This window comes from Bifidobacterium vansinderenii (assembly GCF_002234915.1).
In the GTDB taxonomy this organism is placed as follows: domain Bacteria; phylum Actinomycetota; class Actinomycetes; order Actinomycetales; family Bifidobacteriaceae; genus Galliscardovia; species Galliscardovia vansinderenii.
The window spans coordinates 1-13322 of sequence record NZ_NEWD01000012.1 but is presented as its reverse complement, the minus strand read 5'-3'; the positions used below and the strand labels follow the sequence as shown (position 1 = coordinate 13322).

Annotated in this window: 7 protein-coding genes, 1 tRNA gene and 1 pseudogene; 4 read left to right on the top strand and 5 right to left on the bottom strand. The window is 59.9% G+C overall.

Going from position 1 to position 13322, the window contains the following annotated elements:
- Positions 1–330 precede the first annotated feature (330 nt).
- On the top strand, positions 331–1356 hold the full coding sequence (locus Tam10B_RS05590) for a LacI family DNA-binding transcriptional regulator (protein WP_093960275.1): 1026 nt from the start codon (positions 331–333) through the stop codon (positions 1354–1356).
- A gap of 379 nt (positions 1357–1735) precedes the next feature.
- Here the strand turns inward: Tam10B_RS05590 and Tam10B_RS05585 are convergent.
- The 4 genes and pseudogenes from Tam10B_RS05585 to Tam10B_RS05570 form a co-directional block, all read right to left on the bottom strand.
- Positions 1736–1808: transfer RNA gene (locus Tam10B_RS05585), tRNA-Ala, on the bottom strand.
- 358 nt (positions 1809–2166) lie between these two features.
- Positions 2167–2913 (bottom strand): DedA family protein, encoded by a 747-nt coding sequence (locus Tam10B_RS05580; RefSeq protein WP_093960274.1) that lies wholly within the window; start codon positions 2911–2913, stop codon positions 2167–2169.
- A gap of 1331 nt (positions 2914–4244) precedes the next feature.
- Positions 4245–4958: pseudogene (locus tag Tam10B_RS05575) on the bottom strand (NUDIX hydrolase); the annotation flags it as partial.
- Positions 4959–5139: 181 nt separating this feature from the next.
- Complete coding sequence (locus tag Tam10B_RS05570; protein ID WP_143248556.1) at positions 5140–6963, bottom strand: dolichyl-phosphate-mannose--protein mannosyltransferase; 1824 nt, start codon at positions 6961–6963, stop codon at positions 5140–5142.
- A gap of 509 nt (positions 6964–7472) precedes the next feature.
- Here Tam10B_RS05570 and Tam10B_RS05565 point away from each other — a divergent pair.
- The 3 genes from Tam10B_RS05565 to Tam10B_RS05555 all read left to right on the top strand — a co-directional run bounded on the left by Tam10B_RS05565 (position 7473) and on the right by Tam10B_RS05555 (position 12413).
- Positions 7473–8486, top strand: coding sequence for a hypothetical protein (locus Tam10B_RS05565; RefSeq protein WP_093960273.1), 1014 nt, complete (start codon positions 7473–7475; stop codon positions 8484–8486).
- A 96-nt stretch (positions 8487–8582) separates the two neighbouring features.
- The gene (locus Tam10B_RS05560; protein WP_143248555.1) at positions 8583–10991 is read left to right on the top strand and encodes an MSCRAMM family protein; all 2409 of its coding nucleotides are present in this window, start codon (positions 8583–8585) and stop codon (positions 10989–10991) included.
- A gap of 195 nt (positions 10992–11186) precedes the next feature.
- Complete coding sequence (locus tag Tam10B_RS05555; RefSeq protein WP_198947539.1) at positions 11187–12413, top strand: SpaA isopeptide-forming pilin-related protein; 1227 nt, start codon at positions 11187–11189, stop codon at positions 12411–12413.
- A gap of 183 nt (positions 12414–12596) precedes the next feature.
- On the opposite strand, the gene Tam10B_RS12915 is transcribed toward Tam10B_RS05555, so the two are convergent.
- The gene (locus tag Tam10B_RS12915) at positions 12597–13028 is read right to left on the bottom strand and encodes a hypothetical protein (protein ID WP_143248554.1); all 432 of its coding nucleotides are present in this window, start codon (positions 13026–13028) and stop codon (positions 12597–12599) included.
- Positions 13029–13322: the final 294 nt, after the last annotated feature.

The following is a 13322-nucleotide window of genomic DNA, read 5'->3' as shown; positions in this document are numbered from 1 at the left end:
GTTGCATGTGTCAGTAAAACGCGCACTATTATGCTAGCGCTTGCGCAATTGATACGCAAGCGGTACGTCGTGTTGTTGCCTTTATGTATGCAAACGTTAGTATCGTGTTCGGCATTGTGCGTGGCGCTATGCTCGGCGTTGCCTGCGACGTTATGCATGACGTGAGATTGCGCACGGTTGCCGACTTGCGCAAATCACTTGCGCACGCCTATGCTTGTTTGCGGTTCATCCGTGTATTTCGAGCGGAACAAGCGTTTGAATAATTCGTTTGAATAATTGGGTGGCCGGGAAGTCCTGCGTATACGACATCGAGCATAAAGGAGTGGGGGCGTGGCGAGTCTCAAGGAAGTGGCGGAACAGGCCGGAGTCTCCGAATCCACGGTATCGCGTGCGTTGCGCGGCACCGGACGAGTGAGCGCCAAGACGCGCGCCCACGTGCAGGAGGTCGCCAACCGCCTGCATTTCACGCTGTCGCGCAGCGCGTCGTCGCTGGCCAGCGGCAAGACCATGCGTGTGACCATGGTGTTCACCGATACGCTCAACACGTGGTTCAACTCCGCCGCGCTCGAAGGCGCCTACGAGGTGCTCAGTGAGGCCGGGTACGACCTGGTGCCGATGATCGTGCGCACGCAGGCCGACATGCAGCGCTTCTTCGAGCGACTGCCCGGCAACCGCAATCTTGACGGCATGATCGTCGTGTCCATCATGCTCGACAACGCCCAGGTGGGCATTCTTGAGGATCTTACGATTCCGTCCGTGGGCCTCGACGCGCGCGCCATCGGCGGGTATAGCGCCACCGTGCGCGTGGACGACGCCGACTCCATGCATCAGGCCGTGCAGCTGCTGCACTCGCTCGGTCATGAGCGCATCGGATTCGTGGAAATGCCCGACAACCCCGACTTCCTGTTCAGTGCCAAGCTGCGTTCCGGCGCATTCATGGACGCCGCGCGCGAGATGGGGTACGAGGAGAAGAATCTGGCGCTGTTCGAGGGGCGCGACTCCAGCAAGTTCCGCAGCTTCCAGGACGCCGTCTCGGAGACCGCGAACCGTATCATTTCGCGTCCGAACCGGCCGACCGCCATCTGCGTGGAGACCGACGACTTTGCTATCGCGTTGATCTATGCGATGCGCCGCGTGGGCATCCGCGTGCCCGAGGATCTGGCGATCATCGGCTTCGACGACAACGACCGTTCCTCCATGGCCGAGCTGACCACGCTGCATCAGGACCCGGTGATGATGGGCCGTATGGCAGCGGAGAAGGCGGTCGCGCTTATGCACGGCGAAACCCTGCACGAGCCTCACAGCATGTTGCGCACCTCGCTGATCATGCGCTCCACCACCTGCCGTCGAGGCTAGTACTTGGCCGTTCGGCACCGACATCCGTGTGCTCCCCTCCTGGGGAAGGGGCTGGTGGCGATCATGCCGATGGGCGAGCCAAGCAATCGGTGTGCTCCCTCCCTGGGAGGGGCTGGCCCACGACGGGCGAAACCGCATGCAGGCAAGTTCGCCTGTGTGCTCCCTCCTAGGGAGGGAGCTGGCCGACGCAGTCGGTCTGAGGGAGGGGTGCAGCGCAGCGCCGGTTCCGCTTCCATGCTGAGCTTGCCCGTGGCCTTTTATTGCGTTATTGCGGGCCGGAGCGGATTCGGGGTGGCCGGAGTAGACGCTAGGCGAATGCCGAGTTGGTAGCCCCAGATACGAAAAAAGGCCTTCCGAGGTGGAATTCGGAAGGCCTTCGTGGAGCTAGGGGGAGTCGAACCCCCGACCTCTTCGATGCGAACGAAGCGCTCTACCAACTGAGCTATAGCCCCAAAGGTCGTGCTGCCATATCTGACAACTCGCCCTAATATAGTACGGCGCGCGGATTTGCGCAATTCAATCCCGTGTCACGTTCACAAACCGTTCGCATAGTGAACGTCCCGATTTTCCCCTCGTGCTCCCTCCATGGAAGGCTGAGTCCGTCAGGAAAACGCCGGCGGCGTTTTTAGGACTCAGGTGAGCCGACAGACGAACCGGAAGGAAGGCCGGCCGCAGGCCGTCCGTTCTTGCGGGACGCTGGCCGACGCAGTCGGTCTGAGGGAGGGATTGGGCGCCGGTGCCTTTCCGGTTGTGAATCCTTCTGTGGGAAAGATTCACAATTACACACCGATTGTGGCAATCCGCGTTCAATCACGCCGCGTGATGCGGGGTGGAGTCGCTGAACTCGGCGGCGTCGATGGCCTCGGCGCTGGTTGCGGCGCCTTCGGTGGCGATCTCCTTCTTCTTGCCGAACTTGGCCTTGAGCAGGCCGATCACGGTCGGCAGCAGCGACACGAGCAGGATCAGCACGATCACCAGCTCGAAGTGCTTCTGCACGGCCGGAATGTTGCCGAAGAAGTAGCCGAGGAACGTGAACAGGGAGGACCAGGTCAGGCCGCCGAGTACCGAGAACGGGGTGAAGCGGCTCCAGCGCATGCCGGAGATGCCGGAGATGAACGGCATGAACGTACGGATGAAGGGGAAGAAGCGGCCCAGGAACACGGCGAGCGGGCCCCACTTGTCGATCATGGCCTCGGTCTTGGCGATGCGCTCCGGGGTCATGGCCTTCACCTTGCCGGACTTGATGATGCGGCGGCCGAAGAAGTGGCCGATGAAGTAGTTGCACTGGTCGCCGATGATCGGGGCGCACCACACCACGGGCAGCAGCATGCCCAGCGGCAGCGCAGACTGGCCGGTGACGGCGTCGGGGGCGGCGAACACGCCGGCCGCGAAGAGCAGGGAGTCGCCGGGCAGGAACGGGAAGAACACCACGCCGGTCTCGATGAAGACGATGAGGAAGATGAATCCGCAGGCCACTCCGGGGCCCATGGCGATCCAGGCCGCGATCGCCGCGCGCGGATCCTTCAGGAGTTCAAGGATGAAATTGACAAAAGCCATGCTGTACTGTTTCCTGCCGCTCTATTCGCTCTGGCGCCGTGGCACCCGCCGTGGCGCGTCTCGTGATTCTTAGGTTCTTGGGTTCTTTCATGGGTGTTGCGGGCGTTGCCGGCATCCCCGATCTGCGGGTGTGGGCGGTTAAATTTCCGCGGTCCCGCGAACCACTACCACACCCTAGCAGCAGCGGTAAGACGGGGGTTCGTGGCGTTTCCTATACGCACAAGTCCCGCATAAATCGAACACTTTCGCACAAACTGTCGGGGCGTGCGGTTGAGCAGAGCTGGCGAGGCCTCTCGCCGATGGTGGACGAAGGATATCCTCCCCTCGCTAGGTGCTTGCCGGGGCATGCAGATGTCTAACTGCGCTTCCCTAGGCACTCCAAAAAGTAGACCCTGAAAGGATGGCGGCCATGGCAGATAGCTTTCCGGGAAAAGCTGTCTGCACGGATGCGGGATTCACGTTTGGTGCGGTTCCTCTAGTTTGAGAAGCACCTAAGGAAGCGAGGTTAGGTATCGGCTGGTTCCGCGAACCGCCTAGCGAAGCGCAGTTAGCCCAGGATCCGGGGAGACAAGCCCGGTTTGAGTTTCACCTGAGCGGCCCGATTTCTCCATTCGAATGCGCGATTGAACCGGATCGCGGTCCTCCGAGAGCGTTTTGCCGTCTGAAAAGGATCTATCCCCCGATTTGGAGGTTCTTGAGCAGTCATGCAAATCTCTATCCCTCGATTTGGAGGTCCTTCTTCAAGTAGCCGGAATCGCCGTATGCCCCAGAGTGGTGCAACATCAATGCGGCATAGCTAGGTTTTGATGAAAAACTATGGAAACCGAACTTCTAGGGAGTGCTCTCTCGCCGTTTCTACCTGGCAAAGGGCCTCCAAATCCATGGATAGATCTCTGCAAGGCCGCCAATTAACGTCCCAACTCGAAGATAGGTCCGAATACGAGGTGGCGAATACCGCCGATTCGCATTCGGAGCCGGAAATCCGGAAGGAGTGCAGGCGAAACCGGGCCAATACGTCAGCGCCGCGAAGGCACGAGTGCTGCGAGCGGGTCCTCCCGATCAAGGTGCTCCGTCCCTGCTCCGGCTCCGGCAGCAGTCGGCCCCGGCGTCGTGCCATCCCAGCGCTTATTTGCGGCTGCCCCGGAGGCATGTGAGCCAGACTGTTCGCCCTTGGTTCCGACTCCTATCTCGCCTTCGACTTCGCCACCGGTTTCGACACCGGCACTCAGGCCCAAGTCGGTCGGACGCCTCGCCCCCGTGACTCCGCTCGTGTCCCCGGCGTTCCCGGTTCCGGCACTTGCGAAACCTCCAACCGAGTCCCCGGCGCCCTCCTCCGGCATATACCGGTACGTGGCGGCCGGCCGGTGCCGTCCCTCGCGTTGCTTGTTGCCCGTGGCCTCAAGCTGCCCGGAGGCAAGCATCTTGCGCCGGAAGTTCGCCAGATCGATCGTCTCCCCGGTAATCGCCTCATACACGCCATGCAGCTGCGCGAGCGTGAACTCCTCGCCCACGAGCCGCGTGGCCACGAGCGGGTATTCGATCTTGGTGCGCAGCCTCTGCAGCGCGTAGTTGATGATCTCCCTATGATCGAATGCCAGCTCGGGCAGTTCGTTCTCCGGGAACCACTGCACGTTGTCTCCGGCCTTGAGCTCGCGCGCCTCAGCCCGTCCCGCGAGCGCCCAGTACACGATCGAAACCATGGGCAGTCCGCCGTGCGACCGCGTGGGTCCGCCGAAGGTGTACAGCTGCTCGAGGTACCGCGGATGCAGATCGGTGGTGGATTCCAGTGCCGCGTAGGCCGCCTGCTCGAGCGTGCGGTCGGCGCGCAGATCTCCGCCCGGCAGGGCCCACATGCCTTGGAACGGCTGCCGGACGCGGCGGACCAGCGGCAGCCAGAGGCGGTTGTGATTTCCGCCGTCTCGTCCCTGCCGTTCTCCGGAATTCCCGCAGGAATCCCCGCAATCCTCCCCGAGCGCAAGAATCACCACGGATACGCCCACCTGCGGCGGCTGGCTGCGTCGTTCCGAAACATTGCCGAGTCCCATACTGCACTACTTCCTTCGCTGGGATTAGAGGTCAGAAAATACGACCGAAAACCATAATGGCGCAACGAGGCAAAGACCCGCCAGAAGGGGCTTTTGACCTCGCGTGCCCCCGGCCCCGGCCGCAGTCCTTCGGGCGTCTCACGGCCGTCTTTCCAAGACCCCTTCGCCTATATCTCCTCGCCTATATCCAACTGTCGAACCACATGTGCGACAGCCAGAACGAATACGGCACCGGGATCGCCGTCCAGATCGGGTAGAAGAACACCGACACGAGCGTGATGATCACGAGCACGCCGCCCATCACCCACCAGAACGAGAACGCGTCGAACAGCCCGTGCAGCCAGTCGGCCACGTAGATGAATCCGAGAATGATCCACGGCAGGATCACGATCGCATAGAACGTGAACGTGGTGCGGTTGAGATACTGCGCCCACGGCAGCCAGCCGCCGAGGAATCCCGCGAGCACCGCCCAGATGCGCCAGTCGCCGCCCTTGGCCACCGTGGCCACGATCACGCCGAGCACCACGCACACCGTGCCGAGCCACCAGATGAGCGGATTGCCAAGCGAGGTGACCGCCGCCACGCAGGTCTCGTTCGGCCGCAGCGAGCAGAAGCCCGGATGTCCGGCAAGCTCACGCCAGTAGAAGCTGGTGGGCCGCTGCTGGATGGGCCAGGTGAGCGGGTTCGCCTTGTAGTCATGCGGCGCGTCGAGCGTGGTGTGAAACTGCCACATCTGGATGTGATACTGCACGAACGACCGCAGCCCCTCCGGCAGCCACGTGACGCCCTTGCCGGGGTTCGTACGCGCCCAGTCGTGCATGTATGAATCGGGGTGGATGAACCAGCCGATCCATGTGGCGAGGTACGTGGCGATGTACACGGGCACCATGTAGAGCGCGGCGAGAATGCCGTCCTTCCACAGTCCGGTGACGAACCATGCGCGGAAGCCGTTCTGCCGACGCAGCCACGCATCCCAGAACACGCTGATCAGGCAGAACACGGCGAAGAAGTAGGCGCCGGACCATTTGACTCCGGTGGCAAGTCCAAGCAGGATCGCCGCGGCGAGACGCCACCAGGAGAACGCGATAACCGGTCCGGTGGAGTCGAGGATGAACCGGATGGGCGGCATGGTCTGGGTGGCGTCGGGGTCGAATTCGTCGGAGGCCTTGCCGTTCGGACCGTTGCCGTCCCCGACACGTCCGTTGCCGCCGGCCGCGCTCGCATCCCCCGCGTCCCCATTCAGCCGCGTCCGCCACGGCACCACGGGTATCCATTTGGCATGACGGCGGCGTGACTGCCGTCGGTAGGCTGCGGCGAGGCGCCGGTTCGCCCAGTCGCGATGGGCGAGCATGCAGCAGAATGCACCGAGCGCGAGCACCATGATGAAGTTGTCGAGCAGTCCGGTGCGGCTGAGCGTAATGCCCATGCCGTCGATGGACATGAGGAATCCGGCGATGAGTGCCATCGGCAGCGATCGGAAGATGCGCAGCACCACGCGGCACAGGATCAGGATGGCGAGCGTGCCGGCCACGGCGGTGGATACGCGCCAGGCGAATGGGTTGGCCGCGCCGCCGAACAGCTGCAGTCCCAGCGCTATGCACCATTTGCCGAACGGCGGATGCACCACGTATTCGGCCACGGGCAGCCAGTCGGTGAGGTTATGCCCGGCGGCGAAAAGATCGTCTATTTTGATGCCGCCGATCGTGGCGGGCCAGTCGCGTGGTTCACCCGTGTTGAGCATGGTCCACGCGTCCTTGACGTAGTAGGTCTCGTCGAACACCACGGCCTGCGGCTGTCCGAGTCGGATGAATCGCAGCAGTCCGCCGAACAGTGCCATGAGGATGGGCCAGATCCAGCCCGCGGCGCGTTCGGATGCGGTGCGCGGGTCCACGGCTCCGGCGAGCGACGGGATTGTGCGCGTGTTGGCGCGTAGTGATGCCGCGGTGTGCCGTATGTGCGCGCCGTGACTTCCCCTGATGCGGCGTGTGCGAATCTTCGAGCCCATGGTTCCAAGGGTAGTCCAGTGTTGTGGTGGGCGTCGAACGGGGAAGCGGATTGGCTGATTTGCAACGGTGAGAACGTTCTCATCCGGTAGCAGAATATACGATTTTTCTGTGATGAATCCGTGAATATATTTAACATAAAAAATGTTTGATAATGACCTGATTGTGCGCGATCAAAAGTGACTGATTTGTAATTATGGAATCTTGCAAGTCGATTGCCAAATCTTGCATAGCCCCCGTTTTAGTAGGTATTTCGGGTGGTTATGCGCGACTTCGACCCCCGTTGTGTCGTCTGATTCGGGGGGGGGGGTAACGGATGTGAGATTGTCGTCGCGGGAAGTTGGATGTGGTCGCCACTCTTCTTTGGCAAACGTGATGCCGCTATAGGATAAATGTGCAAAGCGTTGGAATTACTGCATTTGTCTGATGTCGTAATTTTCAAACTCGAGAGAGGATCGGGTGTGGGCCGACGCTTGTGAAGTGATAGAGAGTTACGTAAGGACTTGCGCTGATGCGAAACGGTGCGTGGCGTCGCCGCGACGACACCCCCGAAAGAGAAGGGGGTAAAAAGGTGCCCTTCAAGGGGTTGCGAACTCTCTTCGGTAACCGACCGGTTGGTTCTCAATATATGGGATCCGATATCCAAGATCCTCATGTGAAGCGTTCTATCTCACATTTTCGTACCCGCACGTTTGCCGCGAAGATCGCGGCTGTGATTGCGGTGGTGGCGATGGGCCCGCTCGCCGTGGGCGTCGCCTACGCGGATGATCCCGTATCCACCGCGGCCGATGCTGCATCGTACACGGCTTCTGATGCGGCCAGCTTGGCGACAGCGTTGACGTGTGGCGGCTCAACTGCGTCACGTACCGTGACCGTCACCAGTGACATCACGGTGAATCCGGGTGATTTATCCAGTGCCAGTGCGCAGATTGATTGTCCGATCACGATTGTGTCCGACGGACAGGCGATGCATACGATCACGTGGACGGGCACGGGCTCGATGCTCTGGCCTCAGAAAGGCGATGACTCTCTGACCATCCTGACCATCGGCGTGCAGGGCGTGGACCCCGACAAGGGCGGGAACATGCTCACGTTCACGCACCCGAAGGACGGGGAAACGCATGGTCCGCTCATGCACTCCTACGGTACGGTGACCATCAATGGCGGTACGTTCACTGGTCTGAGGGGAGGCAAGGGAACGGTCGCGTTGAATGAGGGCGCGCTTACGATCAATGGCGGTGCGTTCTCGGAGAATATCGCAGAAGACGGTGGCGTGGTTTACCAAACATCCGGGTCCACAACCATCAATGGTGGTAAGTTCTCTGGCAACAAGAGCACGGGTGCCGATAGCCGGGGGAATAGTTCAACGTCCGGTGGTGGTGTGCTGTACGGGACCAATGGCGCCTCGCTGACGATTAATGGCGGCACGTTCGAAAACAACAGCGCGGTGAACGGCGGTAATGGCGGTGTCATCCACAGCCATGGCAACGGCAGGATCACGATCAGTGGAACGGCCGGCAAGTAGATCGTATTCAAGAACAACGTGCAGGACGCGGGCGATTGCTCGTTGAAGTCCCATGCCGCGTGCGACACCCAACGCAACGGTGGTGGTGTCGTGTACATGAACGAGGACGATGCCCGGAATCAAGGCGTGCTGACGGTGCGTGGCAACGTGCTGTTCGACGGCAACGGGGAGAAGTCGTCGGAACTGTATTCGGGCGGTGGCGCAATCTGGGCCCGTGGCACTCTGTACATAAAGAACGGGGCGGATGGCTCGAAGCCGGTGTTCCGGAACAACTGGGCCATGATTCGCCGCCCGTCGGGTGATGCCAAGGAACAGATCGAGCGTGGTGGTGCCGGTGGCGCCGTCTTCCTGATGATGAGGTCCACCGCGACCATCACGGGCGGCACATACGAGGGCAACACGTCGGGCTATCTAGGTGGTGCGATCTATACGGAGGAGTCCACGACCGCGTATGTGGGCAAGACGGTCGCGTTCGGGAACACGGCCGGTCATTTCGGTGGCGGTCTGTGGTTCTGTCCGTCGGGCAACTCGACCGCATCGAAGGGCGGTAACATCGCCCTGTTCGGCAACTCGGTGAATCCGGATCTTGATGCGAATACGGATAACGCTCCGAAGGAGAACGGCGCGGAGGTCACGTACGCCGGTGCGGACTTGGCGATCATGAACCCTCAGGCGAAAACTCTGGGCGATAATCAGTTCCTGCTGATGAACACGTGGTTCACGGACCGAAACGAGGACGCCGTGACCTGGCACTGGGACAACACGCCGCTGCGGGAGTCCTCCGGTTTCAAGGACTCGTGGCTGGGTGGCGATCGTGGCCAGTCCGTTCTGGCCAGCACCACCCTGCATCCATCCACCGAAGTGCAGAAGGAAGGGCTGATCGCCCTTACCAAGGATTCCACGCCCGGCGCGTACCAGACGGGCGTGGCGTTCAAGGCCACTGTGAATGGCAGTGAGAGTCAGGCGAACGCGTTGAAGGAGAACGCGAAGAAGTCGGCGCAGATCACCATCGACGGCAATCGTTCGCGTATGTCCGGCGGCGGTTTTGGCTCGAACGGCGTGGTCGTGTTCGATACCCCGTATTCGATGAGCTGGCAGAAGGTCGACTCATCAGCGGATCCGGCCGAACCGGTGACGACGTCGTCCACGTGGACCCTGTCTGTCACGCTCGGCAAGGACAATCAGAAGAAATGGCTGACCCCGTACAACGACGACGACATGCGTCCCACCGACTGTCAGACAACGGGTGCGACCGATGCGGACTGCTGGAAGGTCGCGTCCGCAACCGACGACTCGCAGACGTGGACGGTCGATATCGTGGACAACGGTCGCAGGGACAACGACCCGGACATGGGCGGCATCAGCCTCGACAATCTTGCCCCCGGTAAGTACACGCTTACGGAGAAGACCGCGCCGAACGGCTACCAGAAGACCGAAAACGAGTACACGTTCACGATCGTCGCGGTCACATCGGACAGCAAGGAGATCCCGAAGGAACCGAACCTCGAATACGCTCCAGGCTCGCCCAAGACGGACTCGAAGGGCAATCGGGATGACAACCTGTCCGGTGATGGCTCGCAGAACGCGCAGCGCATCATCGGCAACAAGCCGGTCGATGGCAAGCTCGAGTGGACGAAGACCGACGATGGCAACAAGCCCATCGCTGGTAGCCAGTGGACCTTGACTGGACCCGACGGGCTGAAGTACGAGAACATCACGGACTGCACGAAGTCGGGGACGTGCTCGTCGGACGCCGGGGCGGATACGAACGATGCGGAGGGCAAGTTCGCCCTCGACATCAAGCTCACCAATGCTGACGGAAGCTGGGTGTTCCCGGACGGCGACTACACGCTTACCGAAACCCAGGCGCCCGACAAGTACTGGAAGACGGACCGTACGTATACGTTCACGCTTGGCATCGATGCTTCAGGCAACAGGACTGTCGCGTGGAACGATGGTGTGACTGGCGAGTTCGCGAACAAGCCGACCCGTTTCGCGTGGTCCAAGGTCGATAAGGACAGTGCGGCGACCCTGCTTGGCGGGTCCGAGTGGACGATCACGCAGCTCGATGATTCCGACAACCCGGTTGGTGACAAGTCGTGGGCGGTCGTGGACTGTCAGCCTGGCTCGTGCACTACGCCGAAGAACGGTCTCGCTGATGTCGATACGAGCAAGGGTAGATTGGCGGTCGAGAAGCTGCTGCCCGGTAAGTATCGCCTGACCGAGACCAAGGCTCCCGACGGCTACGCGAAGACCGACAAGACGTTCGACTTCACGATCGGCGCGACCGAAAGTTCGATCACCCTTTCCGGTGACGGCATCGTGACCGGCAACGGCGCTCCCGCCAACGCGATCGGCAATGCGCGGATGATCTCGGTGCTGCCGTTCACGGGCGGATGGTCGGCGCGCAGCTGGCTGATTGCCGGCGGAGCGCTCGCCGGAGTCGCGGCTTTGGTCGCCGCCATCGTGGCCGAATACCGCCGCCGAAAGGCCGCCATCATGTAGCCGGCTCGGAATTGAGCGGGAAGCCCAACCCCCTGCGTGCTCCCTCCCAGGGAGGGAGCTGTCCGACAAAGTCGGACTGAGGGAGGGCGCCCGTCCCACTCACCCCAAAGATTTGCGGATCGCGGAGCGCCAGTTCCCCCTCCGCGACAGCAGAAACCAGTAACCAATCAAAGGAAAAGAAAGAAGGGTTCTCTCATGAAGATGAGGAAACTGTTCGCCGGCCTCGCCGCAGCCGCCACGCTGCTCAGCGGCCTCGCCCTCGGCGCCACCACCGCCAGCGCGGCTGAGGTGAGCTTCGAGAACAATAAGACGATCACTGTTACTGCGACTGACGCTCAGCAGTTCTACACCCAGACTGTTGATACGACGAACCTGCAGTCGAATCTGCGTACGTTCGATTACGTGAAGCTTGCGGGTTATGAGAAGGTCGCCGGAACTGGTGTAAAGCTGGTTAACGGTCTTACCGGTGATGCTGCCAATGCCGCATTCGCGGCTGCCGGTTATGACGCTACCAAGAACGGCAGCGATCCGTGGCAGTGGCTCGGCACCACGTCCGGTTCGTGGACGGCTGACCAGACCAAAGGCTTTGTCAATGCCCTGAAGGATTCCGCTACGACTGGTGTCACGCCTGTCGCCTCCAATGAGGGCAAGACCCTGACATTTACTTTTGACAGTGCTGGCCTGTACCTGATCGTTGATAAGAGCGGCGACTTGACTATTACGGATACCGTTGATAGCAAGCTGGTGTGGAAGGCCAACGGTCCGTTCCTTGCCGGTACTAAGATCGAGAATGCCGATCCGGCTATTCAGAATGCTCTTGGTGCTCTCTCTGAAGGAACCATTGATGCTAAGAGCGGTTCTGTGGAGACTCACAAGGGTGGTTTCACCTTCAAGAAGGTCGATGCCAACAATGCCAAGGTTAGCGGTGCCGTGTTTGTGGTGAAGAACAGTGAAGGTAAGTATGGTCAGTACTCCAACAACAACTGGACTTGGACCGACACCAAGCCTGGCAAGGATAACATTCCCGCTGATGACGCGCAGCGTAAGGCTGCCGGTCTGTTCGTGAGTGGTGACAACCTTGGTACCGTGCAGGTTCAGGGTCTGACTGCTGGCACGTACACGGTCGAGGAGATCAAGGCTGCCGAAGGTTACCTGCAGACCGCTCTGCCGTCCTTCACTGTGACCATCAATGATCAGGGTCAGGTTACTTCCTACGATGTCAACACGCTGGATACTTGGAGTCTTGTGGATGGTGATGTGAATAGCGGTGTGACGGTCAAGAACGTCAAGTCCATCACCCAGCTGCCTCTGACCGGTGCTGCGGGCACGATCCTGTTCTCCGCGGTCGGCGTGATTCTCGCCGCTGCCGCCGGAACCGTGTTCCTGAAGTCCCGCTCCACCAAGCGCGCCCTTCGCGCCTGATGCGGCCCATAGCGCGAACACCATTCGCGCTGTAGTTCTACAACGCAAAGGCCGGTGCTGGCACCACGTCAGCCACCGGCCTTTTTGTCATGTATTTGCGAGAATTCCGCTCGTTCGGTGGTGTGGTTCGGCTCTGAAGCACGAGACCGAACCGACGCTTTCGACTACTAGTTGTTCTTGCTACTAGTTTTCTTGTCTTGGTTGCCGGTGTCTTCTTGTCTTGGATGTTTCGTTCCAGCGCAGGAAGAAGAGAAACAGAATAAATAGAAGACAGAGGAGAAGGTAGCCTACATCAATCTTTTTGTGGAATGAGAGTGGGGCTATACCTTTTGTAATAAAAGAAGCAAGAGCATAACCAGTGGCGCCATATGCCAGCCAGGAAAAAAGGTTTTTGTTTATTTTAAACCTTTGTGGCTGTGTTTCTTTTGCAGCAAATGAGGCAAGCGCAGCGAATTGCACGATGGTCGGTACGAGTTGAACAAGGTAACCCGCAATTGAATTATGGGCCATACCTACAAAAAGTAGGATAGTGATAAAGAAACCAATTGCTGCTCCAATGCCGAGGGCAATAGTGCGTGTACGCGGGCTTACGGAATTTTCTGTATTCTTATCCAATCAAATCCTTTCTTGTTTGGGACAGTTGTATTGTGCAATGAAAAAATCTCCATGGCGAAAAACTGCCATGGAGATTTTGCGGTGTGTTAGTTGTGATGCGAGAAACGTGTTGAAGTCAAACGCTAAGTATAAAACCTTTTTTTACTGTTGACTTGTGGCCGACGCCTCATCGATCAGTTTCTGCTCTGCGTTCCAAGCATCGTTGAACAACTCCTTCAGGGTTTTGTCTTTATCCTTCTTGGGCTTATCGGGCTCGCCGAACTTTTTGATGATAGGGGCTTCGGCCTTAATCAT